General features: G+C 66.4%; 32 protein-coding genes. 3 read left to right on the forward strand and 29 right to left on the reverse strand.

Features of this window, described 5'->3' with window-relative positions:
• The 24 genes from VGK27_00430 to VGK27_00545 all read right to left on the reverse strand — a co-directional run bounded on the left by VGK27_00430 (position 1) and on the right by VGK27_00545 (position 17,501).
• Positions 1–414, reverse strand: coding sequence for a PTS sugar transporter subunit IIA (locus VGK27_00430; protein ID HEY3488566.1), 414 nt, complete (start codon positions 412–414; stop codon positions 1–3).
• Positions 411–1,310, reverse strand: a complete 900-nt coding sequence (rapZ, locus tag VGK27_00435; protein HEY3488567.1) for an RNase adapter RapZ — start codon at positions 1,308–1,310, stop codon at positions 411–413. The genes VGK27_00430 and rapZ overlap by 4 nt, the downstream gene beginning before the upstream one ends.
• Positions 1,307–2,245 carry an HPr(Ser) kinase/phosphatase gene (gene hprK / locus VGK27_00440; GenBank protein ID HEY3488568.1) on the reverse strand — a complete coding sequence of 313 codons (939 nt, stop codon included), beginning with the start codon at positions 2,243–2,245 and terminating at the stop codon, positions 1,307–1,309. The genes rapZ and hprK overlap by 4 nt, the downstream gene beginning before the upstream one ends.
• A 13-nt stretch (positions 2,246–2,258) precedes the next feature.
• A complete protein-coding gene (locus VGK27_00445) occupies positions 2,259–2,720 on the reverse strand; it encodes a PTS sugar transporter subunit IIA (GenBank protein ID HEY3488569.1) in 462 nt (153 codons plus the stop codon).
• Positions 2,717–3,247, reverse strand: coding sequence for a ribosome-associated translation inhibitor RaiA (gene raiA, locus VGK27_00450; protein HEY3488570.1), 531 nt, complete (start codon positions 3,245–3,247; stop codon positions 2,717–2,719). Before raiA ends, VGK27_00445 begins: the two co-directional genes overlap by 4 nt.
• A gap of 37 nt (positions 3,248–3,284) precedes the next feature.
• Positions 3,285–4,787 carry an RNA polymerase factor sigma-54 gene (gene rpoN, locus VGK27_00455; GenBank protein ID HEY3488571.1) on the reverse strand — a complete coding sequence of 501 codons (1,503 nt, stop codon included), beginning with the start codon at positions 4,785–4,787 and terminating at the stop codon, positions 3,285–3,287.
• 15 nt (positions 4,788–4,802) lie between these two features.
• Positions 4,803–5,525 (reverse strand): LPS export ABC transporter ATP-binding protein, encoded by a 723-nt coding sequence (gene lptB / locus VGK27_00460; GenBank protein HEY3488572.1) that lies wholly within the window; start codon positions 5,523–5,525, stop codon positions 4,803–4,805.
• Positions 5,522–6,055: a lipopolysaccharide transport periplasmic protein LptA gene (lptA, locus tag VGK27_00465; protein HEY3488573.1), complete on the reverse strand. Its 534-nt coding sequence runs from the start codon at positions 6,053–6,055 to the stop codon at positions 5,522–5,524. The genes lptB and lptA overlap by 4 nt, the downstream gene beginning before the upstream one ends.
• Before the next feature lie 6 nt (positions 6,056–6,061).
• Positions 6,062–6,622: an LPS export ABC transporter periplasmic protein LptC gene (lptC, locus tag VGK27_00470; protein HEY3488574.1), complete on the reverse strand. Its 561-nt coding sequence runs from the start codon at positions 6,620–6,622 to the stop codon at positions 6,062–6,064.
• Positions 6,622–7,176 carry an HAD hydrolase family protein gene (locus VGK27_00475; GenBank protein HEY3488575.1) on the reverse strand — a complete coding sequence of 185 codons (555 nt, stop codon included), beginning with the start codon at positions 7,174–7,176 and terminating at the stop codon, positions 6,622–6,624. Before VGK27_00475 ends, lptC begins: the two co-directional genes overlap by 1 nt.
• Positions 7,177–7,178: 2 nt before the next feature.
• The gene (locus VGK27_00480) at positions 7,179–8,153 is read right to left on the reverse strand and encodes a KpsF/GutQ family sugar-phosphate isomerase (GenBank protein HEY3488576.1); all 975 of its coding nucleotides are present in this window, start codon (positions 8,151–8,153) and stop codon (positions 7,179–7,181) included.
• Between the two features lie 11 nt (positions 8,154–8,164).
• The gene (gene kdsA / locus VGK27_00485) at positions 8,165–9,004 is read right to left on the reverse strand and encodes a 3-deoxy-8-phosphooctulonate synthase (protein ID HEY3488577.1); all 840 of its coding nucleotides are present in this window, start codon (positions 9,002–9,004) and stop codon (positions 8,165–8,167) included.
• Entirely contained in the window at positions 9,001–10,647 is a 1,647-nt protein-coding gene (locus VGK27_00490; protein ID HEY3488578.1) for a CTP synthase, read from the reverse strand. Before VGK27_00490 ends, kdsA begins: the two co-directional genes overlap by 4 nt.
• The gene (kdsB, locus tag VGK27_00495; protein ID HEY3488579.1) at positions 10,626–11,381 is read right to left on the reverse strand and encodes a 3-deoxy-manno-octulosonate cytidylyltransferase; all 756 of its coding nucleotides are present in this window, start codon (positions 11,379–11,381) and stop codon (positions 10,626–10,628) included. Before kdsB ends, VGK27_00490 begins: the two co-directional genes overlap by 22 nt.
• Positions 11,378–12,421 carry an N-acetyl-gamma-glutamyl-phosphate reductase gene (argC, locus tag VGK27_00500; GenBank protein ID HEY3488580.1) on the reverse strand — a complete coding sequence of 348 codons (1,044 nt, stop codon included), beginning with the start codon at positions 12,419–12,421 and terminating at the stop codon, positions 11,378–11,380. Before argC ends, kdsB begins: the two co-directional genes overlap by 4 nt.
• Positions 12,422–12,511: 90 nt before the next feature.
• Entirely contained in the window at positions 12,512–12,904 is a 393-nt protein-coding gene (gene rpsI, locus VGK27_00505; GenBank protein HEY3488581.1) for a 30S ribosomal protein S9, read from the reverse strand.
• A 19-nt stretch (positions 12,905–12,923) separates the two neighbouring features.
• Positions 12,924–13,370 (reverse strand): 50S ribosomal protein L13, encoded by a 447-nt coding sequence (rplM, locus tag VGK27_00510; protein HEY3488582.1) that lies wholly within the window; start codon positions 13,368–13,370, stop codon positions 12,924–12,926.
• Positions 13,371–13,453: 83 nt separating this feature from the next.
• Positions 13,454–14,455 carry a hypothetical protein gene (locus VGK27_00515; protein ID HEY3488583.1) on the reverse strand — a complete coding sequence of 334 codons (1,002 nt, stop codon included), beginning with the start codon at positions 14,453–14,455 and terminating at the stop codon, positions 13,454–13,456.
• 162 nt (positions 14,456–14,617) lie between these two features.
• The gene (locus VGK27_00520; protein HEY3488584.1) at positions 14,618–14,968 is read right to left on the reverse strand and encodes a nucleotidyltransferase domain-containing protein; all 351 of its coding nucleotides are present in this window, start codon (positions 14,966–14,968) and stop codon (positions 14,618–14,620) included.
• Entirely contained in the window at positions 14,938–15,330 is a 393-nt protein-coding gene (locus VGK27_00525) for a HEPN domain-containing protein (protein ID HEY3488585.1), read from the reverse strand. The genes VGK27_00520 and VGK27_00525 overlap by 31 nt, the downstream gene beginning before the upstream one ends.
• Before the next feature lie 5 nt (positions 15,331–15,335).
• Positions 15,336–15,596, reverse strand: coding sequence for a type IIL restriction-modification enzyme MmeI (locus VGK27_00530; GenBank protein ID HEY3488586.1), 261 nt, complete (start codon positions 15,594–15,596; stop codon positions 15,336–15,338).
• On the reverse strand, positions 15,515–16,840 hold the full coding sequence (locus VGK27_00535) for a type IIL restriction-modification enzyme MmeI (GenBank protein HEY3488587.1): 1,326 nt from the start codon (positions 16,838–16,840) through the stop codon (positions 15,515–15,517). The genes VGK27_00530 and VGK27_00535 overlap by 82 nt, the downstream gene beginning before the upstream one ends.
• Before the next feature lie 5 nt (positions 16,841–16,845).
• Positions 16,846–17,256 (reverse strand): PIN domain-containing protein, encoded by a 411-nt coding sequence (locus VGK27_00540; GenBank protein ID HEY3488588.1) that lies wholly within the window; start codon positions 17,254–17,256, stop codon positions 16,846–16,848.
• Entirely contained in the window at positions 17,253–17,501 is a 249-nt protein-coding gene (locus tag VGK27_00545; GenBank protein HEY3488589.1) for a DUF6364 family protein, read from the reverse strand. Before VGK27_00545 ends, VGK27_00540 begins: the two co-directional genes overlap by 4 nt.
• A 99-nt stretch (positions 17,502–17,600) precedes the next feature.
• On the opposite strand from VGK27_00545, the gene VGK27_00550 reads away from it, so the two are divergent.
• Entirely contained in the window at positions 17,601–18,479 is an 879-nt protein-coding gene (locus VGK27_00550; protein ID HEY3488590.1) for a methylenetetrahydrofolate reductase, read from the forward strand.
• A complete protein-coding gene (gene nikR / locus VGK27_00555; GenBank protein HEY3488591.1) occupies positions 18,476–18,901 on the forward strand; it encodes a nickel-responsive transcriptional regulator NikR in 426 nt (141 codons plus the stop codon). The genes VGK27_00550 and nikR overlap by 4 nt, the downstream gene beginning before the upstream one ends.
• 11 nt (positions 18,902–18,912) lie before the next feature.
• On the opposite strand, the gene VGK27_00560 is transcribed toward nikR, so the two are convergent.
• Both VGK27_00560 and cbiQ read right to left on the reverse strand, forming a co-directional pair.
• Complete coding sequence (locus tag VGK27_00560; protein ID HEY3488592.1) at positions 18,913–19,674, reverse strand: ABC transporter ATP-binding protein; 762 nt, start codon at positions 19,672–19,674, stop codon at positions 18,913–18,915.
• The gene (gene cbiQ, locus VGK27_00565; GenBank protein HEY3488593.1) at positions 19,671–20,483 is read right to left on the reverse strand and encodes a cobalt ECF transporter T component CbiQ; all 813 of its coding nucleotides are present in this window, start codon (positions 20,481–20,483) and stop codon (positions 19,671–19,673) included. The genes VGK27_00560 and cbiQ overlap by 4 nt, the downstream gene beginning before the upstream one ends.
• Before the next feature lie 84 nt (positions 20,484–20,567).
• Here cbiQ and VGK27_00570 point away from each other — a divergent pair, with 84 nt between their 5' ends.
• Positions 20,568–21,602: an energy-coupling factor ABC transporter permease gene (locus tag VGK27_00570; GenBank protein HEY3488594.1), complete on the forward strand. Its 1,035-nt coding sequence runs from the start codon at positions 20,568–20,570 to the stop codon at positions 21,600–21,602.
• 22 nt (positions 21,603–21,624) lie between these two features.
• On the opposite strand, the gene VGK27_00575 is transcribed toward VGK27_00570, so the two are convergent.
• The 3 genes from VGK27_00575 to VGK27_00585 are packed head-to-tail and all read right to left on the reverse strand — an operon-like array spanning position 21,625 to position 23,535.
• On the reverse strand, positions 21,625–22,065 hold the full coding sequence (locus tag VGK27_00575) for a CBS domain-containing protein (GenBank protein HEY3488595.1): 441 nt from the start codon (positions 22,063–22,065) through the stop codon (positions 21,625–21,627).
• Between the two features lie 25 nt (positions 22,066–22,090).
• Positions 22,091–22,822: an ABC transporter ATP-binding protein gene (locus VGK27_00580; GenBank protein ID HEY3488596.1), complete on the reverse strand. Its 732-nt coding sequence runs from the start codon at positions 22,820–22,822 to the stop codon at positions 22,091–22,093.
• On the reverse strand, positions 22,819–23,535 hold the full coding sequence (locus VGK27_00585; protein ID HEY3488597.1) for an ABC transporter ATP-binding protein: 717 nt from the start codon (positions 23,533–23,535) through the stop codon (positions 22,819–22,821). Before VGK27_00585 ends, VGK27_00580 begins: the two co-directional genes overlap by 4 nt.
• Positions 23,536–23,539: the final 4 nt, after the last annotated feature.

The following is a 23,539-nucleotide window of genomic DNA, read 5'->3' on the forward strand; positions in this document are numbered from 1 at the left end:
CTACTTCTTCTCCGCCTTCTTGCGCAGCATCTCCCCGGGGATGGTGATGCCGCGCTGCCCGCATTCGGCCAGGTGGTGCGCAAGCTCGGGAAGCGGCATCGTCTGCCGCGCCATCGGGAACTTGACGATCATCGGCAGGTTGACGCCGGTCACCACCTCGACTCGCCCCGTGCCGAGGTAGGAAAGCCCGATATTGGACGGCGTGCCCCCGAACATGTCGGTCAGGAGGAGAACGCCCTTGCCGAGGTCGACCGTGCGGATGGCCGCCTCGACCTCGCCGCTGATCTCATCCATGCCCATCTTGGGGTCGATGTCGACCGCCATCGAGTTTTCGATCTTTCCGACGATGATCTCGCCCGCGGCGAGCAGCTCGGAGGCGAAGCGGCCGTGCGAAACCAGGACGATTCCGATCATGATGCGCTCCTGTCCGGTTTGGTCGTGTTGTCCACGTCGCGGTGGACAACCTCGACCGCGTCGTCAGGGGTCAGCCGGCGCGCGATCGCCTCGGCGATCGCGACGGACCGGTGCTGGCCGCCCGTGCAGCCGACGCCAAGCGTGAAATAGGCCTTTCCCTCTTTTCTATAGAGGGGGAGGAGGAATTGCAAGAACGAGGTCAGCTTGCGGATGAACGTGCGGGCGGCGGGATTCTTGACGACGTAATCGGAGACCCGCCGGTCGAGTCCGGTGAGATTCTTGAGCTCGGGAACGAAGTAGGGATTCGGGAGGAAGCGGACGTCGACCACCATGTCGGCCTCGGCCGGGATGCCGTGCTTGTAGCCGAACGACATGACGCCGACCTGAAGCTTCCCCTCCGCCTCCCCCCGGAATCGATGCAGCAGCGCCCCGCGAAGCTCGTGGACGTTGTAGCCGGAGGTGTCGAGCACCTGGTCGGCCATCTCGCGCAGCGGCTGCAGCAACTCGCGCTCGCGCCGGATCGCGTCCTTGGTGCCGCCACGGCCCGCGAGCGGATGCCGGCGGCGCGTCTCGCTGAAGCGCCGGACGAGCACGTCGTCGGAAGCGTCGAGGAAGAGGAACTGGATCCCGTGGCGTCCCTCGCGCAGGTCGGCGATCACCCGCGCCAGGTCGGGCAGGAACTCCTTACCTCGGACATCGGCCCCCAGCGCGATCCGGGCGCCTCCCCCGCGCGCCTCGGAGACGAGGTCGACGATCCGGGGCAATAGGACCGGCGGGAGGTTGTCGACGCAAAACCAGCCCAGATCCTCGAAGACCTTGGTGGCCGTGCTCTTGCCGGACCCCGACAGCCCCGTGACGATGACCACGCGGGCCGGCTTCCGGGTGGCGGTCGTCACGACGACGCCCCGTCGTCGCCGGCCAACTTGCGCGACTGCATCTCGACCAGCTCGCGGGCCGAATGGATTCCCTGCCCCTTGAGCAGGTGGTTGCGCACCGCGACCTCGACGATCGTCGCCAGGTTCCGGCCGGGCGACACGGGGATCAGGAGCGACGGGACCGGGACGCCGAGGATGACGGTCTGGCGGTCTTCGAGCCCGAGCCGGTCGTATTCCTTGGCCGGGTCCCACTCCTCGATGTGGACCAGCAGCTCGACCTTTTTGCACGCCGTGATCGCGGAGGGGCCGAACAGGTCGCGGATATTGATGATGCCCAGCCCGCGGATCTCCATATGGTGCCGAGTCAGGTCGCCCCCGCGGCCCAGGAGCGTGCCGGCGCCGCGCTTCTCGACGTGGATGACGTCGTCCGCCACGAAGCGGTAACCGCGCTGGATGAGGTCGAGCGCGCACTCGCTCTTGCCGATGCCGCTCCGGCCCATCAGCGCCAGGCCGACGCCGAGAACGTCGAGGAGCACGCCGTGGATCGAAGTGGTCTCGGCGAACTGCTGTTCGAGGAAGCGGACCGCCTCGTTGATCAGGTCGGAGGTGGCGAGGGGGGAACGGAAGAGGGGGACGTCGTGGCGGTCGGCGGCCTCGACGAACGTGGCCGGAATCGGCAACCCGCCGCCGACGAGGGCGCAGGACATCGGAAACGCAAAGAAACGGTCGGCGATCGCGGGCGCGCGGTCGAGGCGCTGGACCGAGAACCAGGTCAACTCGGTCTCGCCCAGCACCTGGATGCGGCCGTCGTGCGTCGACGCGACTTCGCCCGTGATGGCCAGCCCGCTCTTCTGGACGCGCGGCTCGAGGATCTCGCGCGCGTAGCCGCCCGCGCCGGCCAGCGGCTCGAGCCTCAGCGACTCGCCGCAGAGTTCGAGGAACTTGCCGACATTCATGGGCACGGGGGGCTCACTCGTGCTCGTCGGCCTCCGACAGCAGCTCGATCAAGGCGACGGCGTCGGGGGCTTCGGACAGCGACGCCCGGAACCGGGCGTCCTTGAGGAGACGGGAGATGCGGGCGAGCGCCTTGAGGTGCAGCCCCGCGGAATGCTCGGGCGCCAGGACGAGGAAAAACAGGTGCGTCGGCTTCCCGTCGAGCGACTGGAACTGGACCCCGGCCTTCGAGCGGGCGAAGACGGTCACGAGCCGGTCGAGCCCCGCCACCTTGCCGTGCGGGATGGCCGCCCCTTCGCCGATGCCGGTGCTGCCCAGGCGCTCGCGGTCTTGCAGGATGGCCATGACGTCGTCGGCGGAAACGGTCGGGACCAGCCGGGCCGCCGCCTCGGACAGCTCGCGCAGCGCCTCGTCCTTCGTCTCCCCGCGGAGGTCCGTCAGGACCGCCGCGGGGGAGACGGGATCGAACAGCTTCATTGCGCGGACGGCTCGGTGAACCCGATGTTCCCGTCGTTCTGGCGGAAGACGACGCCGGCCTTGTTGGTTTCCTGGTTGACGAACATCACCACGTCGAGCTTGAGGATGTCGAGGTGACGCGCCGCGTCTTCGACGCTCATCGGCTTGGGCAGGAAGTTGTCGGCGTGGACGATCTGCGCCTTGCCCGCATCGTCGCGAATGGTCAGAGAGGAACCGGAGACCGCAGGGGCCTCCTGGAGCCGGTCCTTCGTCCGCTCGCGGTACTTCTTGAGCTGCCGCTCGACCTTGTCACAGACGAGGTCGATGGCGGAGTAGAGGTCGTCGGTCGACTCGAACGCCTTGATCGTGATCCCCTTGCCCGTGAGAAATACCTCGGCGATGTGCCGGAACTTTTCGACGGACAGCGTCACATTGGCGTCGAACGTCTTGTCGACCACCTTGGAGACCTTCCCGATCTTTTCGGTCACGTACTTCTTGAGCGCCTCGCTCGAATCGACATGCCGAAACGTCACATGGATGCTGTTCACTGGTTTCCCCCTTGTCGTTCCCGAAGATGGCTTGCAGTCAGAAAATCTTCTTGCGTCTCGCGGCTGCAAGCAGCCCAAGCTGCCCGCGATACTTGGTCACCGTGCGCCTGGCGATGTGGATCCCCTGGTTGCGCAGGAGCCGCATGAGCTCCTGGTCGGAAAGCCGCTTCCCGCTGCCGCTCTCGGCGGCGATGATCTCGCGGATCTTCTCCTTCACCGACTTGGAGGCGATGTTCTCCTCGCCCCCGTCCCGGTTGAGCCCCGAGTTGAAGAAGTACTTCAGCTCGAAGATGCCGTGCGGCGTGTAGACGTATTTCCCGCTGGTCACCCGGGAAACGGTCGATTCGTGCATCTCGATCTCTTCGGCGACGTCGCGCAGCGTCAGCGGCTTGAGGTATTTCGGCCCGCGGTCGAGGAAGTCGCGCTGCAGCTTCATGATGCTCTCCACGACCTTATAGATGGTGCGCTGGCGCTGGTCGATGCTCTTGATGAACCAGAGCGCCGAGTTGATCTTCTGCTTGAGGAACTCGCGGTCCTCCTTGCCGAGCGCCGCGCTGTCCTGGAGCAGGCGCCGATAGTAGCCCGACAGGCGCAGCCGGGGCTGCCCGTCGTCGTTGAGCGTGATCACCCAGTCGTTGCCGATCTTGGTGACGTAAGCGTCGGGGATGATCTGCTGGGCTTCCTCGCCCGAAAAGGCGCGCCCCGGCTTGGGCCAGAGCATGACGATCTTCTGGAACGCCCCCTTGACCGCTTCCTTGTCGAGCTTGAGCTTCCGGGCAAGGCCAGCGACGTCGCCCTTGGAGAACAGGTCGAAATGGTCGGACAGGATGCGCAGCGGCAGCGCGAACTCATCGCCCTTGAGCCGCGCCTGGATCATCAGGCACTCCCGCAGGTCGCGCCCCCCGATGCCGGGCGGGTCGAGCGTCTGGATGAACGCGACAACCCGGTCGACCACCTCGACGGTAGTTTCGAGCGCGGCGGCCGTCTCCTCGGAGGAGACCTGCAAGTAGCCGTTCTCGTCGATGTTGCCGATCAGGTAGCACGCCGTCTCGCGCAACGCGGGATCGAAGTCGGACAGATTGACCTGCTCTTCGAGGTAGTCGACCAGGGTTTCGCTGCGCGTCAGCGTGTTCTCGTAGTAGGGGCGGCCGTCCTCGTCCTCGCGGTCGCGCGTCCCGCCCCCCTCGAAGTTGGCGCCTTCGCCGAAGAAGTAATCCCAGTCGACCCGGTCGATCAGAGAATTTTCGTCCTTGGGATCGGCTGCGGTCTCGGTCGACGCGTCGCCCCGCTCGGTGACGGGGGCAGCGGGCGCTTCATCGAAGAGTTGCTCGCCGACCGGGTCGTCAGCGCCGCCCTCGTCGGGAATGCCCTCGCCCGGGGCCCCTTCCGGAAGCTCCTCGAGCACCGGATTGACCTCAAGCTCTTCCCGGACGGCCTGTTCGAGCTCCATGCGCGACAACTGCAGCAGCTTGATGGCCTGCTGGAGTTGCGGCGTCATGACCAGCCGCTGGCTGAGGGTCAGTCTGAGGTCTAGGGCCATCGGGCTCCGATTCGATTACAGTTTGAATCCGTCTCCGAGGTAGGTCTCGCGGACGCGCGCCGAGGCGGCAATGGCCTCGGGAACGCCCTCCTCGAGAATGGCCCCCTCGGAGATGATATAGGCGCGATCGCACACCTTGAGGGTGTCGCGCACGTTATGATCCGTAATTATAACGCCGATTCCGCGCGCTTTTAAGCCGAGGATGATCTGCTGGAGGTCGGCCACGGAAATCGGGTCGATCCCCGCGAACGGCTCGTCGAGCAGCAGGAACGAAGGGGAAAGCACGAGCGCCCGCGCGATCTCGACGCGGCGGCGTTCGCCGCCCGACAGCGCGTAGCCGCGCGTCTCGGCCACGTGGCCGATGCGCATGTCGGCCAGGACCTGCTGGAGGTGCTCGATCCGCTCGCCTGGCGGCAGGTCGGTCTCCTCGAGGAAGGCGAGGATGTTGTCCCGAACGGTCAGCTTCCGGAAGATCGAGGGCTCCTGCGGCAGGTAGCCGAGCCCCATCCGGGCCCTGCGGTGGACGGGAAGGCGGGTGACGTCCTGCCCGTCGAGGTGGACGGTCCCCTGGTCGGGCGAGACCAGGCCGACCATCATGTAGAAGATCGTGGTCTTGCCCGCCCCGTTCGGCCCAAGCAGCCCTACGACCTCGCCGGGCTCGATGCCGAGCGAGACGCCGCGCACGACTTCGCGCCGCTTGTAGCTTTTTTTCAGGCCTTCGACGGCGAGCGGTTTCACTTGCCGGGGTTCTCCTTCACGTCGACCAGCCCCTTGGGATAGATCACACCCGAGACGCGCCCGCCTCCCTCGCCTCCGCTGACGACCGAGCGGTTCTCGCGGAGGAAAATGGTGACGGTCTCTCCCTTGAGCGTGTTCTCGCCCTGCGTCAGCACCGTGTTGCCCGACAGGACGATGCGCTGCTCGAGGTTGTAGAAGACGGCCCGCGCCGACGTGGCGGAACGCCCCGGCTGGGTGACGCGGACGTTGCCGTCGGCGACGATCTTCTCGATCGCCCCAACGCTCTTCGAATATTCGGCATAGATCTTGTCGGCGTGGAGGGTGACGTCGCCCTGCTTCGCGTGGACGGTGCCCTCGAACGTCACTGAGTTCTTGGCGTTGTCGGCCGAGAGCCGGTCGGCCGTGATCTCGATGGGCAGCGCCCCCTGGTCGGAGGATCGGGGAAGCTTTCCCTTGCCGTCGGCGGCGAGGCCCGAGGCGACCAGGACCGCCAGCAGGATCGCCGGCGCCAGCACGAATGCTTTTCGCACGATGCGTTACCCCCTCTTCATGGCCGGCATGCCGGCCGGGACGATGACGGTCTTCGGCTGCCGCAGGTCGGCCTTGCCGTCGCGCCAGCGCCAGACGAAATCGACGCCGGTCATCGTGAATCCGGGCCCGGTGAAGGTCGCCGGCCCGGGCGCCGTCAATACACGCTGCTTCAGGTCGACCTCGGCGGAAGGGACCTGCGCCGAATAGCCCCCCGGATATTCGGCGACACAGCCTTCCGGGAACACCGCGCTCTGCCCCGCGACGTCCCATGTCGCGGTCGGCGCCGTCACGCGGACCTCTCCGGCATGCTCGCGCAAGCCGAACGTCACGCCGGTCGCGGTCACGATCTTTCCGGCGAACGCGTAGGTTGCGCGGTCGGCGTCGAGCCGGTAGTGGACGCCCGAAGGCTGGACCTCGGTCATCGCCATGCCGGTCATCGCCAGCTCGGGGCCGGAAGACCCGTTGCCGTTCGCCGCATGGTTTCCGTTTCCGTTTTCGTTTCCGCCGCAGCCCGTGGCCAGCGCCGCCAGGAGCGGCAGCAGGAAGGGGAGGGCGCCGCGCCGCATCAACCCGCCTCGGGGCCGAGATAGCGCGAAGCCACCTTGTCCCACGACCCGGTCGCGCGCAGGACGAATTCGATGATCTCGCGGACCGCGCCGTGCCCGCCGGGCCGGGAGGAAACGAAGTCGGCCGCGGCGAGGACGCAATCCTCGGCGTCGGCGGGCGCCGCCGTGAATCCGACCCGGCGGAAGACCGGAAGGTCGACGATGTCGTCGCCGACGTACGAGACCGCCTCCGGCGGAATGCCCGTGTCGGCGAGCACCCGGTCGAGCGCTGCGGCCTTGTCGGTCGCGCCCTGGACGACGAGATCGATTCCCAGCTCTTTCGCCCGGATCGCCGTGACGGCCGAAGTGCGCCCGGTGATGATGCCGGCCCGGATGCCGGCGCGCCGCATCATCACGAATCCGTGGCCGTCTCGGACGTTGAACCGCTTGAGCTCGAGGCCGTTCGCGTCGTAGACGATGCCGCCATCGGTCAGCACCCCGTCGACGTCGACGAGGAAGAGACGGATTCCCGCGGCCTTTCCCTCGGCCCCGGGGCGGATCGTCGGCGCCCCCACGTCTAGAACCCCGCCTTGAGCAGGTCGTGGACGTGGACGATGCCCGCCAGTCGTTGCGGCGCCTGGGCGTCGAAGACAAAGAGCGTGGTGATCGAGAACGTCTCCATCTTTCGCAGGGCGCCGGCGGCGAGCTCGCTGGAAAGGAGCCGCTTGGGCCCGGCGGTCATCACGTCGGCCGCCTTCGCCGCGTAGACGTCGACGCCGCGCGCCATGGCGCGCCGGACGTCGCCGTCGGTGATGACGCCCGCAAGCGCGCCGTCGGGGTCGAGTACGCCCGTGACGCCCAGCCGCTTGGCGCTGATCGTGTAGAGCGCGTCCTTGAGCGGCGTGTCGAGCCGGACCAGCGGAACTTCGTCGCCCGTGTGCATGAGCTCACCGACGGTCAGGAGCCGCCGGCCGAGCGCCCCGCCGGGGTGGAGCATCGCGAAATCGTCGGCCGAAAAACCTTTTTCCTCGAAGAGCGCCACGGCGAGCGCGTCTCCCATGGCCAGCGTGGCGGTCGTCGACGCGGTGGGCGCAAGCCCCAGCGGGCAAGCCTCCTCGCGCACGCTCACGTCGAGCGCGGCGTCGGCGTGCAGCGCCAGCGTCGACCCCGGCCTTCCGGTCATCGCGATGACCGGAAGCCCCATCCGCTTGAACACCGGAAGCAACCGGACGACCTCCTCGGTCTCCCCCGAGTTGGACAGCGCGATGATCACGTCGCCGGCGCAAACCATGCCCACGTCTCCGTGGATTCCCTCGGCGGGATGGAGGAAGAAGGAGGGCGTGCCGGTGGACGCCATCGTCGCGGAGATCTTCCGCCCGATGAGCCCCGACTTGCCCATGCCCGTCACGACGACCTTCCCGGTGGCGGCCATCAGCAACTCGACCGCCTTCGCGAAATTGGCGTCGACCTTTTCTTTCAGCTCCTCGACCGCCCGCGCCTCGACCGACAGGACCCGGATCGCGCGCGCCAGAAGACGTTGTTCGTCAGCCATGAAGTTTCCCCTCAACCCGCATGATGGCCATGCGGTTCGACTGCCGCGCGGATCGCCAGCAGCGTGCGCACGAGCCCCTCGAGGTCGGCCAGCGGAAGGCTGTTGGGCCCGTCGGAGAGCGCATGATCCGGATCAGGGTGGACTTCGAGGAAGAGCCCGTCGACGCCGGCGGCGACGGCTGCCCGGGCAAGCGGCGGCACGAACCGGCGGTCTCCCGACGACGACTTGCCCGCCCCGCCCGGAAGCTGGACGCTGTGGGTCGCATCGAAGATCACCGGGCAAACCGTGTCGCGGATGGCGGGCATCCCGCGGAAGTCGACCACGAGGTTGTTGTAGCCGAAGGTGGTTCCGCGCTCGGTGACGAGCACGTTGGCGTTTCCGGTCGACGCAACCTTGTCGACGGCGTTGCCCATGTCGCCGGGCGCCATGAACTGCCCCTTCTTGATGTTGATCGGCCGCCCGGTCTTGCCGGCGGTGAGCAGCAGGTCGGTCTGGCGGCACAGGAAGGCGGGGATCTGGAGGAGGTCGACGACGCCCGCCACCCGCACGGCCTGCTCGGCGTCGTGCACGTCGGTCGTGACCGGCAGCCCGAACTCTTTCTTGACCGCGGCGAGGATGCGCAGCCCCTCGGCCTCGCCCGGCCCGCGGTAAGACTCGGCGGACGACCGGTTGGCCTTGTCGTAGGAGCCCTTGAAGACGAACGGCACGCCGGTCTTCTCGGAGAGCGTCGCCAGCGTGGCCGCGACCCGGAAGGCGAGCGGCTCGGACTCGAGCACGCACGGCCCCGCGATGAACAGCAGCGGAAAGCCGCGCCCGACGCGGAGATCGCCGATGCGGACCTGGCCGATCAAGGCGCTTCCGCCTTGCCCTCGGCCGGCTTGCGCGAGAAGGCCCAGGCCGCCCCGATGAAGTCGCGGAACAGCGGGTGCGCCGCCATGGGGCGGGACTTGAACTCGGGATGGAACTGGACGCCCAGGAACCAGGGGTGGTCGGCGATCTCGACGATCTCGACCAGCCGCCCGTCGGGCGACACGCCGGTGATCTTCAGACCCTTCGAAGCGAGCATCTCCCGGAACTCGTTGTTGAACTCGTACCGGTGGCGATGCCGCTCGGCAACCTCGGGCGTGCCGTAGGCCTTCCGCGCGAGCGACCCGTCGGCCACCTTGCAGGGATAGGCGCCCAGCCGCATCGTCGCGCCCATATCCTCGACGCCCTGCTGGTCGGGCATCAGGTCGATGACCGGGAACTCGCTCTCGGCATTGAACTCGCGGCTCGTGGCGGCGGGAAGGCCGCAGACGTTTCGCGCGAACTCGATGACGGAGACCTGCATGCCGAGGCAGATCCCGAAGAAGGGGATCCGCTTCTCGCGGGCGAATTTCACCGCGGCGATTTTCCCCTCGACGCCGCGCACGCCGAAGCCGCCCGGCACCAGGATGCCGTCGACCCCCTTGAGCAGCGCCTCGGGCCCCTGCCGCTCGACCTCCTCGGAATCGACGTAGCGGTGGAGCACCCGGACCGCGTGAGCGATGCCACCGTGCGTCAGCGCCTCGTTGAGCGACTTGTACGACTCCTTCAGGTTGACGTACTTGCCCACGATGGCGATCGTGACCTCGCCCACCGGGTTCTTCCACTTGTCGACCGCCTTGACCCACGCGTCGAGCTTGGGCTCGGCCGCCCAGATGTTGAGCAGCTCCATGGTCTTGTCGTCGAGGCCTTCCTGGTGCAGCACCAGCGGCAGCTCGTAGATGTGCTCGACGTCGGGCACGGTGATGACCGCATCCTCGGTGACGTTGCAGAAGAGGGCGATCTTCGCCTTCATGTCCTTCGGGATCGGCTGCTCGGTGCGGCACAGCAGCACGTCGGGCTGGATGCCGATAGAGCGCAGCTCCTTCACGCTGTGCTGGGTCGGCTTGGTCTTGAGCTCCCCCGCCGTCTTGATGTAGGGCACCAGCGTCAGATGGAGGTAGATCGTGTTTTCCTTGCCCCGGTCGCCGCGCACCTGGCGGATGGCCTCGAGGAAAGGCAGCGACTCGATGTCGCCCACGGTGCCGCCGACCTCGACGATGAGGAGATCGTAGCCCTGCGCCGCCGCATAGATCGTGCGCTTGATCTCGTCGGTGATGTGCGGGATGACCTGCACGGTGCCCCCGAGATAGTCGCCGCGCCGCTCTTTCGTGATGACCGAGTGGTAGATCTTGCCCGTCGTGCAATTGTTCTTCTTGCTCATGCGCGACGAGATGTAGCGTTCGTAGTGCCCCAGGTCGAGGTCGGTCTCGGCGCCGTCGTCGGTGACGAACACCTCGCCGTGCTGGAACGGGTTCATAGTGCCCGGGTCGACGTTGATGTAGGGGTCGAGCTTGAGCATCGTGATCCGGAGACCGCGCGCCTCGAGCAGCGCCCCGAGCGAGGCGGCCGCCAGTCCTTTGCCCAGCGAGGAGACAACGCCCCCCGTGACGAAGATGAATTTGGGTTTTACCGTGCGTTCCGAGCGCATAGCCGCTCCTCCACGTTTTTCAGGTCTTCGGGCGTGTCGACGCCGACCGAATCGAGGGCGACGTCGACCACGCGGATTTTATGCCCTGCCTGCAGGACGCGTAACTGTTCGAGCATCTCGGTTGCCTCGAGCGACGACGGCGGCATCGCCGCCAGAGCGAGCAGGAAGTCTTTGCGATAGCCATAGATGCCCAGGTGCTTGCGCCATTGCACCGGACGTCCCCCATCCCGGTCGTGCGGGATCGGGGCGCGCGAGAAATAGAGCGCGTCGCCGAGATCGTCGACGACGACCTTGACGACCATCGGGTCGGAAAACCGCGCCATGTCGGACATCGGCAGCGCCGCGGTCGTCATCGCCACGGCCGGGTCGGCGACCAGCGGCGCCAGCACTTCGTCTATAACCGACGGCGCCATCAGCGGCTCGTCCCCCTGCAGGTTGAGCAGGATTTCGGCGTCGAGCGTGCGGGCGACCTCGGCCACGCGGTCGGTGCCCGATGCGCAATCCGGAGACGTCATCGCAACCTCGCCGCCGAACGCGCGCACCGCATCGGCGATCCGGACATCGTCGGTGGCGACCACCACGCGCGACGCCAGCTTGGCGCGCCGGGCCGCGTCCCACACGTACCAGATCATCGGTTTGCCGGCGATCGACGCGAGCGGCTTGCCGGGGAATCGGGTCGATCCGTACCGCGACGGGATGACGACCGCCGCCCTGCGAAGGCCCGGAACCGTCAAGGGAAGATCGGGGCGCTGCGCAGCCCGTCGTTTTCGGCGTATCCGTTCATCAGGTTGAAGCACTGGACCGCGCCGCCGGAAGCGCCCTTGACCAGGTTGTCGATGGCGGAAATCGCGATGACCCGGCGTCCCTTCTCATCGACGTTGTACGCCACGTCGCAGAAGTTGCTGCCGGCGACATGCTTGGTCGACGGAAGCTGCCCCGCCTGGCACAGCCGGACGAACGGCTCCTTCGCGTAGGCCTTGCGATAGGCCGCCTCGACCGCATCGGCCTTGACGCCGGGCTTGAGCGTCGCGTAGCAGGTGGCCAGCATCCCGCGCACCATCGGCATCAGGTGCGGGACGAAGGTGACCGACAGCCTTTTCCCGGCGGCCAAGGATAGCTCCTGGTCCATCTCGGGATTGTGGCGGTGGCGCGGCAGCCCGTAGGGGCGGACGCCCCCTTCCGTTTCGGGGTAGTGGAACCCGGGCGACGGCGTGCGCCCCCCGCCGGAGACCCCGGTCTTGCAGTCGGCGATGATGCCCTTGAAGTCGATCAGCCCCTCTTTGAGAAGCGGGTACAGCGCGAGGATGACCGAGGTGGGGAAGCAGCCGGGGACCGCCGCCAGCATCGTCTTCTTCAGCGCCGCCCGGTAGATCTCGGGAAGCCCGTAGACGGCCGACTTCGCCAGCTCGGGGCTCTTGTGGGTCACGTTGTAGACGTCTTCGTAGAGGTCGATGTTGCGGAAGCGGAAATCGGCGGACAGGTCGACCACCTTGACGCCGCGCGCCAGCAGCCGCCCGGCCACGGAGGAGGAGACCGTGTGCGGCAGCGCGAGGAAGGCGACCTCGAAGTCGCCCCCGAGGAGCGTCTCCATCTTCCCGAACGCCAGGCCCTTCGGCAGCATCCCCTTGAACGTCGGGAACGCCTCGTCGAGCGGCAGGTCGGAATACTGCTCGGAGGAGAGCGCAACGATTCGCGCCCCGGAATGGGAGAGCAGGAGGCGGAGCAGCTCGAAGCCGGTGTAGCCGGTGGCGCCGAAGATGGCGGTCTTGGTCATGGGCGGCCTTTCAAACGAAGAAGGGGAAGGCAGGTGTACCGGCCTTCCCCTTCGGGATTCGATCGCAGGGGCTGATCGCGCCCTCGCGGATTAGCGCTTGGAGAACTGGAACCGTTTCCGGGCTCCGGGCTGGCCGTACTTCTTGCGCTCTTTCACGCGGGCGTCTCGGGTGAGGAGGCCGGCGCGCTTGAGCGGGGTGCGAAGCTCGGGCGACTCGATCTGCAGCGCCTTGGCGATGCCGAACATGATCGACTCGGCCTGGGCCGAGATGCCGCCGCCGGCCACGTTGACCTCGATATCGACCTGCTGCGCCTTGCCGGTGAGCACCAGCGGCTTGACCGCGGTGGAGCGGAGGGCGAGCACCGGGAAGTAATCCTCGAACGCGCGGCCGTTGACGCTGATGCGGCCGGTGCCCGGCTTGACGTAAACACGGGCGATGGCGGTCTTCCGCTTGCCCGTGGCATAGATCTTGGTCTGGATCATGATGCGCTGTCCCCTCTTCCTATTCGTTGACGGCCAGCGCCTTGGGGCACTGCGCCTTGTGCGGATGCTCGGGACCCGCGTAGACCTTGAGCTTGGTGAAGAGCCGGTCGCCCAGCCGCGTCTTGGGGAGCATGCCGCGCACCGCGAACTCGATGATGCGCTCGGGATGCTTCTCGAGAAGCTTCTCGGGGGTGGTGGCCTTGAGGCCGCCCATGTAGCCGGTGTGATGGTAGTAGACCTTGTCGGTCATCTTCTTGCCGGTCAGCTTGATCTTCTCGGCATTGACCACGATCACGAAATCACCCGTGTCGGCATGCGGCGTGTAGGTCGTCTTGTGCTTTCCGCGCAGGACAGCCGCCACCGTGGAGGCGAGCCGCCCGAGGATCGCGTCTTCCGCATCGATCACGAACCACTTGATGTCAGCGGTCTCTTTTGAAACCATCGTCGTCTTCTGGATATTCAACATGGCGATAAACCTTCCCCTCCAAAATCAAAGAAACGTATTATGCGACGTTCTGCCGAACCCGTCAAGCGGAAAAGGAACAGCCCCTACCACCCGTCCTTCGACTTCTCGAGGACCAGCGTTCCCCGGACGATCTGGGTCTCGCCCTTCGCGCAGGCCCTTTGCCCGCGGCGGGCGTCGAACTCCGCCGCCGCCCTGCGCATTGCTGCCGAATCCCGTTCCTTGTAGGCGGTGTAGAAGCGGTCGTAATTGGCCCAGTCGATCGCTCCGTTCGACGCCAACGGGGTCTGATCCTGCCCGGCAAGGTACGGGGGACGATAGATCATGACGTCGCTCGATGCGAGCAGGGTAGCCTCGTAGTCGATCGTGCAACGGGTGACTCCGCCGGACCGGTCGATCCGCCTCCCGGTCTGCTTGAGGCCCTTGAGGGAGTAGCCGTCGCCGAACGGGCCGATCTTGTCGGACAGGTAGGCATCGACGGCATTCGACAGCTTGGCCAGGTCGTTCATGAAATAGTCCGGGCTGACGTTGAGGCGGGTCTTTTCCAGCAGCACGGCGCTCGGCGCGACGCCCTTGCAATCCGCGTCCAGTCGCTGGAGCATCTCCGACACCGTCTTCCGGTCCTGGAGTGCCCCGCTCGACGCGTCAGCCGAATTGTCGAGACTGCGGCCGAGGAAACCCGCGTTGATACGGGCCAGCTCGGTCGTCTCGAAAGCGCGTTTCACGGCCGCTTCCGACGGGTAGCGATGCATCCAGACCGCCGCGGCGATCGCCAGAAGGCCGAGGAGCAGCAGGCTGCCGGCCGCCTTCCAGCCGTTCGACAGGCCGGACAGGGTCGATGCGAAGGCGCTCGCGGTTTCGGTAAAGCCGGAAGAAGGCCGGCCGCCCTGACGGCCCCCGGACGGATATTCCATGAACCTGGGCGTGTGGCAGATCGGGCATTTCGAAAGGCGCACGCTGTGCCGCTTGCCGCACTTCATGCACTGCCAGCCGTCCTTCACGTCAACGACAACGTTCCGGTCGGTATGGCACGCGCCGCAAGCGTCCTGGCGATCGTCCTCGTTGACTTTATTGCAGGTCTTGCACACCCACATTCCGTGCCTCCAGACGGGAAAGCGGGAGGTCGACGCGGCTCCCCGGCTTGAATATAGGATCGGTGATTTCGGGCCATTGCGGGCAAGCAGCGGCTTCAGCCCCTCGCCAAGGAGGATCATCCGGTCCCGTAGACCGTGGACAGGATCCCGCCGCGCTCAGGCGGATTTGGCGGGAGGCTGCGCGGCCGGGAAAAGAGTTTGGCCTTCTCGCCTCGCCATCTCGAGGACAGGGCTCGAATCGTCTTCCGACCACCGGCGTTCGCCGCACGGGATCGGCTCGATCCGGCTGTCGACACGCGCGGCAAGCCGCCACAACTCGGCGACAACCGCGCGCCCTGCCCCAAGGTCAAACCGGGGAGACACGACGACCAGGTCGATGTCGCTCCACCGATTGGCCCTTCCGGTCGCTTGCGATCCGAATACGACACCGAAACGGACCGGGATACCCGCCGCCTGCAATGTTTCCAGATAGATTCTTACTTTTGAGGCGACCGATTCATCAACCACCGGAATACCTCCCCCGCGCATTCGGATAAAACCCTCGCTTCTTCCGTCGAAGGAGGAGGAGTCGATGTATCCGGATACCGGCCTTCGATATTGTAGACATTCGCTTCTGCCAGGAAATCCAGATACCCTTCCGGGCAATCCGGAAACGGCGTCAATTCCGAAAGCCGGACAAGATTGTGGATCCTCGGGGGTATATCTCCGGTACGTGCGCAGACATGCGCCTTGAGCGCCTTCTCGATCGCCAGGTGCATGAAGAACAGCGCATGGCGGAATCGCCCCTTCTCCATCAAAACGGCGACAGACGCCCAATCTTCTTCCGCGCTTTCGCGCCAGTAGGCGACATGTTTTCCGACGTTGATCATGGATCTCAGGGTACCACAGGCCCGGGTTTTCGGCGGCGGGCGGGCTTTTTCGGGGCGGGCGCGGGAAGCGCGCCGACGAGTTCACGGTAGCGTTCGAACAGGAAGGCGACCCGGTCGGCCTCGGATGGAAACGACCGTTTCCCATAGGCCGCATCGACGGCGCGGTCGAGGGCGGCGTGCGCTTTCACGAGGTCGGGCGGCATCGCAAGCGGGTCGTAGAGGTCGGCGAGCGTCGCCCCCGGATGCGCGGCGCGGGCGTCGAGCACCCCCTGCGCAGCCGCCTCGATCGCGGCGCGCTGAGCGTCGGTGGGCGAAGGCCAGGGAAAGTTGTTGTAGAAAAGGGTATTCGAGTACCGATACCTGCTTTCGAGGCGACCGCGAGCTCGAGGAGCCGCAACTCGCGGTAGGCGACGACGAGGAAGTTGCCGCAGCCGCATGCCGGGTCGAGGAGGCGCAGCGACGCGAGCTTCTTCTGGAATTCGGGCAACCGCTTCCGGTCGTTGCGAATCCGCTCGAACTCGGCTTGCAGCGCGTCGAGGAAAAGCGGACGCAGGCACTTGAGGATGTTGGTCTCGGTCGTGTAGTGCGCCCCCAGGTTGCGGCGCGCTCTTTCGTCCATGATCGACTGGAAGAGGGAACCGAAGATTGCGGGGCTGATCCGGCTCCAGTCGAGCGCGGCGCAGTCGAGCAGCGTCTCACGCATCGGCCGGTCGAATGCGGCCATCGGCAGCCGCTCCTCGAACAGGCGGCCGTTGACGTATCGGAATTCGGCGAGACTTGCGTCGAGCGAGGACTGGCGTTTTTCGTCCGGTGTGTTCAGCGTCTCGAACAGCATGGCGAGCTGCGAGCCGGCATCGCTTCCGTCGGGTGCGGTGCGCGCCGCCAGCCAGTCGGCGAACTGGCGCGGCCAGAAGATGGAGGTGTCCTCGGCGAAAAGACAGAACAGGATACGGACGAGGAAGATCTCAAGCGGGTGGCCCGAGTAGCCGGAGGCCTTGAGGAGATCATGCAGCTTTCCGAGCTTTTCGGCCGCCTTGACGTTGACCGGGTCTTCCTGTCCGAAGGAACGGGTCTGGTAGCCGGCGACGAAACCGAAGTGGCGGACGTTCTTGTACAGGTCGGCGAGCGGGAATTCGTGCACGGTGCCCGCATCGAGGTCGTGCAACCGGAAGCGGGCGAAGTCGGAGACGAGGACATGGCGGGGCAGGTCGCGCTCGGCGAGCCCGGGGAAATAGTCGAGCGCCTGCCGGAAGGCGCGGTCGAGATCCCGCCCCCGCGACTTGTGCTCGACGACCAGCACCCCTTTCCAGAGCAGGTCGATGAAGCCGCCCTGGCCGTCGGACTTTTTCACCGGCGCCTCGAAGGAGGCGACCCGGCGGCGCGTCACGCCGAAGACGTCGAAGAAGGCGTCCCAAAAGCTCTTCGCCTCGGCGTCCTCGGAAGTCTCCTTCGCCCACTCGCGGGAAAACGCCACGGCGCGCGACTTGATCTCGTTCCAGGAAAGCGGCATGGGTCTTATCGCGCCAGGTATTCTTCGGGAGTGCAGACCGTGATTGCCGGTTTGCGGTAATCCCTGCAGTTTCGGGTCAGCAGAACGGTCAGTCTGGCCGACATTGCCGCGTGGTACTGGATCGCGTCCTCGAAATCGGGGAAACCGGAATCGAGCGCGGCGGCCACGATCGCGTCGTCGACGGGCAGGATCGTCACCAGTTTCCGGAACGCCTTGAGAATCTCGACCGCACGTTTGCCGGACGTTTCCTTCCGGAGAATGTAGTGCAGATTGGAGAACGACAGCGAAGAGACGCAAACCTTGAGGACGCCCCGGTCGGCGAGTGTGAAAAGCCGCGCCGCATGCAGGTGGAAGGGCTCGCGGCGAGCGAGCAGATCGAGAACGACATCGGTATCGACGAAAACGGCCGGCTTCACCGGTATTTATCCGACAGGAATTCCGCGTACCCGCCCTTGGGGCCGGAGGCTGCCCCTTTCGACGAGATGACGCCGATCAATGCGGCGACCGGCGGCGCGATATCGGAAGAGCCGGACGGTTGCGTGGTGATCTCCCGCAGGTAACCCTCGACCAGCTTCGACAGACTTTTCCGCCGCCGCCGGGAAAAGAGCTTGGCTTTCGCGATCACCTCTTCGTCGAGACTCAAGGTCAGTTTCGTCTGCATGAAACCCCTCCGGCAATACGTAAGAACATTATTGCACCCTACGTATCGTGCAGTCTATCCAAATCCTGATAATATTGGGGAATGCCGAGGATCTGCAGGATGCTGTCGGGGCCGGGGGTGTCGTTCGAGCTGTTCCCTCCCAAGACGCCCCAGGGAATGGAAAAGTTGCTCGCAGCGATGGGCGACCTGGCGTCGCTTTCCCCCCGCTTCGTGTCGATCACGAGCGGCGCGGGCGGCAGCGGCCGGGAAGAGGAGACGACGTCCGTCGTCCGGTCGGTGATGGGCGCGACCGGGCTGCCCGTGATGCCGCACCTGACCTGCATGGGCCGGACCGGGGACGACCTGCTCGCCATCCTGCGCGGCTACCACGCGATCGGGGTCCGCAACATTCTCGCGCTGCGGGGCGACCGCAAGCCCGATTCCCCACCCGGCCCGCCCGGCGCCGGCTTCCACGCGCTCGAACTTATCCGGCTGGTGAGCCGGCACTTCGGCGATGGTTTCTGCGTCGGAGGATCGGCCTATATCGAGCCGCACCCGGAATCGCTGGGCCGGGAGCGCGATTTCCATTACATGAAGGAGAAGGAAGAGGCGGGGATGGCGTTCGCCGTCACGCAGCTGTTCTTCGACAACCGGATTTTCTACGATTACCTCGACGCCTGCGCCAGCCACGGGATCACGTTGCCGATCCTGCCGGGCATCTTCACGATCACCGACGGCTCGTGGATCAAGGAGTTTTCGGCCACGCACCGGGTGACGATCCCCCCCGCGTTGCGGGACGCGCTCGACCGCCACGCGGGCGACGCCGACGCGATCCGGAAGATCGGCATCGACCACACGCTCGAACAGGTGCGAGACCTCGCCGCCCACGGCGTGCATCACCTGCACATCTACACGATGAACCGCTCCGAAATTCCCCGAACCGTCTTGCAGGCGTTCACCGACGTCTGTGCCGCCCGCCCGCCGAAAGAACAGCCATGACCGCAGGAAAGCTTACCCGCTTCGGCGTCTCGCTCGACGAGAAGCTGCTTGCGCAGTTCGACGGGGTCAACGAGCGCAAGGGCTACACCAACCGTTCCGAGGCGATCCGGGACCTGATCCGCGACAACCTCGTGCGGGAACAGTGGGAACACGGCAAGGGGGAAGCCGTCGGGACCATCACGCTCGTCTACGGTCACGACACCCACGACCTGGCCGACCGGCTGACCGACCTCCAGCACAGCCACTACAAGGAGATCGTCTCGACGCTCCACGTCCATCTCGACGCGCACCACTGCCTCGAAGTGCTGGTGCTGCGCGGGAAGGCGACCCACCTCAAGGCCATCGCCGACCAGTTGATCGGCACGCGCGGGGTCAAGCACGGCACCTTCTCGGCCACGACCGAAGGGCACGCGCTGGCCTGACGCAAATCCGTCTACGAGCGCCCTTTCCCGCCGCACACGGGGCATCCCTGCATCCGGAGCGGCTTTTCCAATCTGCAATCTTTCAGAAACGCCTCGTCGGCGAAGACGTCCCGCGTCGGGCCGTCGGCCGCCACCCGCCCCTCCTTCATCACGATCGTTCTTTCGCACAGGTCGACCACCATGTCGAGGTCGTGCGTCGCGATGATCTTGGTGTGGGCGAACGTCGCAAGCAACGCGATGAAATGCCGCCGGGCGGCGGGATCGAGATTCGACGTCGGCTCGTCCATCACGAGGATGCTGGGCGACATGGCCAGGACGGTCGCGATGGCGACGGCGCGCTTCTCGCCGCCGGACAGCCGGTACGGCGGTCGGTCCCGGAGGTGCAGCGCATCGACCCGCGTCAGGGACTCGACGGCGCGCCGCTCGACCTCGTCCGGCGGAAGCCCCAGGTTGAGCGGGCCGAAGGCGACGTCCTCGAAGACGGTCGGCATGAAGAGCTGGTCGTCGGGGTCCTGGAACACCATGCCCACGGTCTTGCGGATGTCGGAAACCGTCTCGCGCGTCAGCGGGAAATCGCCGATCCGGACCTTGCCGGCCCCCGGTTCCAGGTAGCCGTTCAGGTGCAGGAGCAGCGTCGACTTCCCCGCGCCGTTGGCGCCGACGATCGCCACGGACTCCCCATGCGTGATCCGGAACGACAGCCCCTTCAGCGCCTGCGTACCGTCGGGATAGGCATACCCGAGATCCTCGACCTCGACGATATGGTGACTCACCTGATGACCTCCGTGACGAGCCGGCCCAGCAGCTGCGGGACATTGACGACGCGCATCCCGACGAAGGCGGCGGACCAGCCCAGGGTGTAGACGATGTCGGGCATGCCGGCCGACAGCTTCCGAAGGGAGAGGATCCGCCCGTCGAACCCGCGGCAGCGCATCGCCAGGTGGATCCGCTGCCCTCGATCGAGCGTCCGCAGCAGCAGGTGGCCGACGAGACTGGCATAGACGCGCAGCCCCATGCCCCGGCCGTCGAACGACCGCAGCGCCCGGGCGCGCGCCATCCGGACGGCCTCGTCGCCGAGGACGAAGATATAGCGGTGGAGGAAGAGCAGTTGCGTGGCAAAAACGGACGGGACGCCGAGCCGCTCGAGCGCCATGCAGACGCCCCGGAAGCTCGTGGTGCCGATGAGGACGAGCGCGGCGCCGATCGTCAGGCAGAAGCGCAGGAGGATCGAGGCGAAGGAGACCCAGCCGCCGGAGACCGGCAGCGACCCGACGCGGAGAAGCACCTCACGGTCGAAGAGCGGGTTGAAGGCGCCGACGACCAGCGCGAACGGAGCGAACGCCAGCAGCTTTCGGACGAGGTATCCGGCGGGAAGGCCCGCGGTAGCGGCAACGGCGATCGGGAACAGGGCGAACGGCAGCAGGCCTGAGATCTCGTACTTCCCGTGCGAGACGACGCAGAGCAGGAACACGGCAGTCGTCAGCAGCTTGGCGCGCGGGTCCAGCCGGTGGATCGCGCTGTCCTGCCCCGCCAGCCGGTCGAGCCGGTCGAGATCGAATAGTCCCTGATCGATGCCGCCCATGCCCCACCGTAGCATGAAATATATTTACGTGCTATTCTTTTGCCGGAAATCGCGGCGCCCCTGCGCCAGGAGGATCCCATGCACATGGCCGACGCACTCGTATCGCCCGCCGTCGGGGGCGCGATGTGGGCCGCAACCGGCTTGACCATCGGCTGGTGCGCGAAGAAGGTGCGCGAGGAGCTCGACGACCGGAAGGTGCCGCTGATGGGCGTGCTCGGCGCGTTCATCTTCGCCGCCCAGATGATCAACTTCACGATCCCCGGCACGGGCTCGAGCGGCCATCTCGGCGGGGGGATGATCCTCTCGATCCTGCTCGGCCCCTACGCCGCCTTCATCGTCATCGCCTCCGTGATCACGGTGCAGGCGCTTTTCTTCGCGGACGGCGGGCTTCTGGCGCTCGGCTGCAACATCTTCAACATGGGAGCGTTCCCCGCCTTCGTCGCCTACCCTCTCCTCTACCGGAGGATCGCGGGCAGGAACCCGACTCCGGGCCGGATCGCCGCGGCGTCGCTTTTCTCCGCCGTGGTCTCGCTCCAGCTGGGCGCCTTCGCCGTCGTCGTCGAGACCGTCCTCTCGGGCATCTCCGCCCTTCCGTTCGGCACGTTCGTCGCGCTGATGCAGCCGATCCACCTGGGCATCGGGATCGTCGAGGGGCTCGTGACCGCGGCCGTCGTCACCTTCGTGTGGAAGGCGCAGCCCGGGATCGTGGGCCAGGCCGGGCCGGGCCCGGCGGCCGGCGGACGCTCCTCCAGGAAGCTGGTCGTCGGCCTCGGCCTCGCCGCCCTGATCATCGGCGGCGCGCTGTCCTGGTTCGCGTCGGTCCATCCGGACGGCCTCGAATGGTCGATCGCGAAGATCACGGGAAAGGGAAGACTGCCGGGGGAGGCGGGCGGCCTGCACGGAACGGCGGCGGGAATCCAGCGACGAAGCGCGATCCTGCCGGGCTACGGGTTCAACAAGGGGGCGACGCCGGCACAAGGAAAGGGCGACACGCCTCCCGCGCCTGCCCGTCCCGTCGTCGATGCGGGCCGAAGCCTCGCGGGCATCGTGGGGGGAGCGATCACGCTGGCGGTCGCCGTCGCGGCCGGGTTCCTGCTCCGGAAGAAAAAGCCCCGCTGACACGCCCGCCGCAAAGGGGGCGTCACTTCGCGGGCGTGTTGCCGTTCTGGCTCCGGCACAGGGCGATCAGCGCCTCCATGATGTCGGTGGTCGTGAGGATGCCGACGAGCGCGCCCGCGCTGTCGACCACGCAAAGCCCGTGCAGCTTGTTGTCGTGGATGATCTGCGCGGCATCGACCATCTCGGTGTCGGGCGTGACGGTGTGCGGCTCCTTGTTCATCACGTCCTTCACCTTCGTCTTCGACAGCAGGTAGTGCACCTCCCACGTATCGGACAGCGACGCCTTGCCCGGGGCGTACTCCTTGATCATCCGGTCGGTGACGAGGCCGACCAGGCGCTCCTTCCGCATCACCGGGAGCCGCCGGACAACCTTTTCCTTCATCAGGTGGATCGCATCGACGATCGAGGCATTTTCGTCGATCGTGACGGGGTCGCGCTTCATCCAACGTTCGACCTTGATCATGGGAAATCTCCTCCGGCTCTCATTCCTACATTCCGAGGAACGCCTTCTTGACGTGGGCGTCGTCGAGCAGCTCGGCGCCGGTCCCCGAGAGGACGACACGGCCGGTTTCGAGCACGTACGCGCGGTGCGCGATGCGAAGCGACTGGTAGACGTTCTGCTCGACCAGCAGGATGGTCACCCCCTGCCGGTTGATCTCGGTGATGATCTCGAAGATGCTCTTGACCAGGAGCGGCGACAGGCCGAGCGACGGCTCGTCGAGGAGCAGCAGCCGGGGATTGCCCATAAGGCCGCGGGCGATCGCGAGCATCTGCTGCTCTCCGCCCGACATGGTGCCTCCGAGCTGCTTCTCGCGCTCCTTCAACCGCGGGAAAAGGACGAAGGCGCGCTCGATGTTCTTCTCGCGGTCCTTCCGGCAGCTCTTGTGGAACGAGCCCATCCGGAGGTTCTCCATCACCGTCATCTCGGGGAAGATCTTGCGCCCCTCGGGCACCTGGATGATCCCCCGCTCGACCACATCGTGCGGCTCGAGCCGGGAAAGGTCCTCGCCGCCGAACGTGATGGATCCGGAGGCCCACCGGACCAGCCGCGAGATGTTCTTGAGCACGGTCGACTTGCCCGCGCCGTTGGCGCCGACCACGGTGACGATCTCACCGGCATTCACCTCGAGATCGATGCCCCAGAGCACCTTGAGATCGCCGTAGGCGAAGGCGAGCTTCTCGACCTTGAGGAGCGGGGAGCCGGAGGCCGGCGCCGTCATTGCTCGGGCCCCAGGTATGCCTCGACGACCTGCGGGTTGCCGACGATCTCGGCCGGGGACCCCTCCGCCAGCTTCTCGCCGGAGTTGAGGACCACGATCCGGTCGGACAGCCGCATGATCGCCTTCATATCGTGCTCGATGACCATCTGGGTGAGTCCTTTCGTCCGGATATCGAGGATCAGCCCGATGATCTCCTCGCTTTCGGACGGGTTGAGCCCGCCCATCACCTCGTCGAGCAGCAGGAGTTTCGGCTGCGTCGCCAGCGCCCGGGCGACCTCGAGTTTCTTGCGCTCGCCGATCGGGAGCGCCCCTGCGCGCATCGCGGACTTCGCCTCGAGGCCCACCACGGAGAGCTGCTCCATGGCGGCGCGGCGCGCCACCTTGAGGGAATGGGTCCGGCAGAGCGCTCCGACCATGACGTTGTCGAGCACGCTCAGCTTGGTCAGCGGCCGCACCTTCTGCCAGGTGCGCACCATCCCGAGTCGGCAGACCGCGTCGGGCTCGAGCCCGTTCATCTTCCTGCCGTCGAAGAACACCTCGCCCCGCGAGGGAGGGTAGTAGCCGGTGATGCAGTTGAACAGCGTCGTCTTGCCGGCGCCGTTGGGGCCGATCAGTCCCATGATCGTCCCCTGCTCGACGGCGAAGGAAACGTCGGAGTTCGCGGCCAGGCCGCCGAAGAACTTGCTGACGTGCCGGATCTCGAGGATGGCCATCGGA

Source organism: Candidatus Deferrimicrobiaceae bacterium (assembly GCA_036504035.1).
GTDB lineage: Bacteria > Desulfobacterota > Deferrimicrobia > Deferrimicrobiales > Deferrimicrobiaceae > JANXPS01.

Coding starts and splice junctions, on each gene's coding strand:
- VGK27_00430 (HEY3488566.1), bottom strand. CDS start 414: ATGATCGGAATCGTCCTGGTTTCGCACGGCCGCTTCGCCTCCGAGCTG.
- hprK (HEY3488568.1), bottom strand. CDS start 2,245: ATGAATGTCGGCAAGTTCCTCGAACTCTGCGGCGAGTCGCTGAGGCTC.
- VGK27_00445 (HEY3488569.1), bottom strand. CDS start 2,720: ATGAAGCTGTTCGATCCCGTCTCCCCCGCGGCGGTCCTGACGGACCTC.
- rpoN (HEY3488571.1), bottom strand. CDS start 4,787: ATGGCCCTAGACCTCAGACTGACCCTCAGCCAGCGGCTGGTCATGACG.
- lptC (HEY3488574.1), bottom strand. CDS start 6,622: ATGCGGCGCGGCGCCCTCCCCTTCCTGCTGCCGCTCCTGGCGGCGCTG.
- VGK27_00480 (HEY3488576.1), bottom strand. CDS start 8,153: ATGGCTGACGAACAACGTCTTCTGGCGCGCGCGATCCGGGTCCTGTCG.
- VGK27_00490 (HEY3488578.1), bottom strand. CDS start 10,647: ATGCGCTCGGAACGCACGGTAAAACCCAAATTCATCTTCGTCACGGGG.
- argC (HEY3488580.1), bottom strand. CDS start 12,421: ATGACCAAGACCGCCATCTTCGGCGCCACCGGCTACACCGGCTTCGAG.
- rpsI (HEY3488581.1), bottom strand. CDS start 12,904: ATGATCCAGACCAAGATCTATGCCACGGGCAAGCGGAAGACCGCCATC.
- rplM (HEY3488582.1), bottom strand. CDS start 13,370: ATGTTGAATATCCAGAAGACGACGATGGTTTCAAAAGAGACCGCTGAC.
- VGK27_00525 (HEY3488585.1), bottom strand. CDS start 15,330: ATGATCAACGTCGGAAAACATGTCGCCTACTGGCGCGAAAGCGCGGAA.
- VGK27_00535 (HEY3488587.1), bottom strand. CDS start 16,840: ATGCCGCTTTCCTGGAACGAGATCAAGTCGCGCGCCGTGGCGTTTTCC.
- VGK27_00545 (HEY3488589.1), bottom strand. CDS start 17,501: ATGCAGACGAAACTGACCTTGAGTCTCGACGAAGAGGTGATCGCGAAA.
- VGK27_00550 (HEY3488590.1), top strand. CDS start 17,601: ATGCTGTCGGGGCCGGGGGTGTCGTTCGAGCTGTTCCCTCCCAAGACG.
- nikR (HEY3488591.1), top strand. CDS start 18,476: ATGACCGCAGGAAAGCTTACCCGCTTCGGCGTCTCGCTCGACGAGAAG.
- cbiQ (HEY3488593.1), bottom strand. CDS start 20,483: ATGGGCGGCATCGATCAGGGACTATTCGATCTCGACCGGCTCGACCGG.
- VGK27_00570 (HEY3488594.1), top strand. CDS start 20,568: ATGGCCGACGCACTCGTATCGCCCGCCGTCGGGGGCGCGATGTGGGCC.
- VGK27_00575 (HEY3488595.1), bottom strand. CDS start 22,065: ATGATCAAGGTCGAACGTTGGATGAAGCGCGACCCCGTCACGATCGAC.
- VGK27_00580 (HEY3488596.1), bottom strand. CDS start 22,822: ATGACGGCGCCGGCCTCCGGCTCCCCGCTCCTCAAGGTCGAGAAGCTC.
- VGK27_00585 (HEY3488597.1), bottom strand. CDS start 23,535: ATGGCCATCCTCGAGATCCGGCACGTCAGCAAGTTCTTCGGCGGCCTG.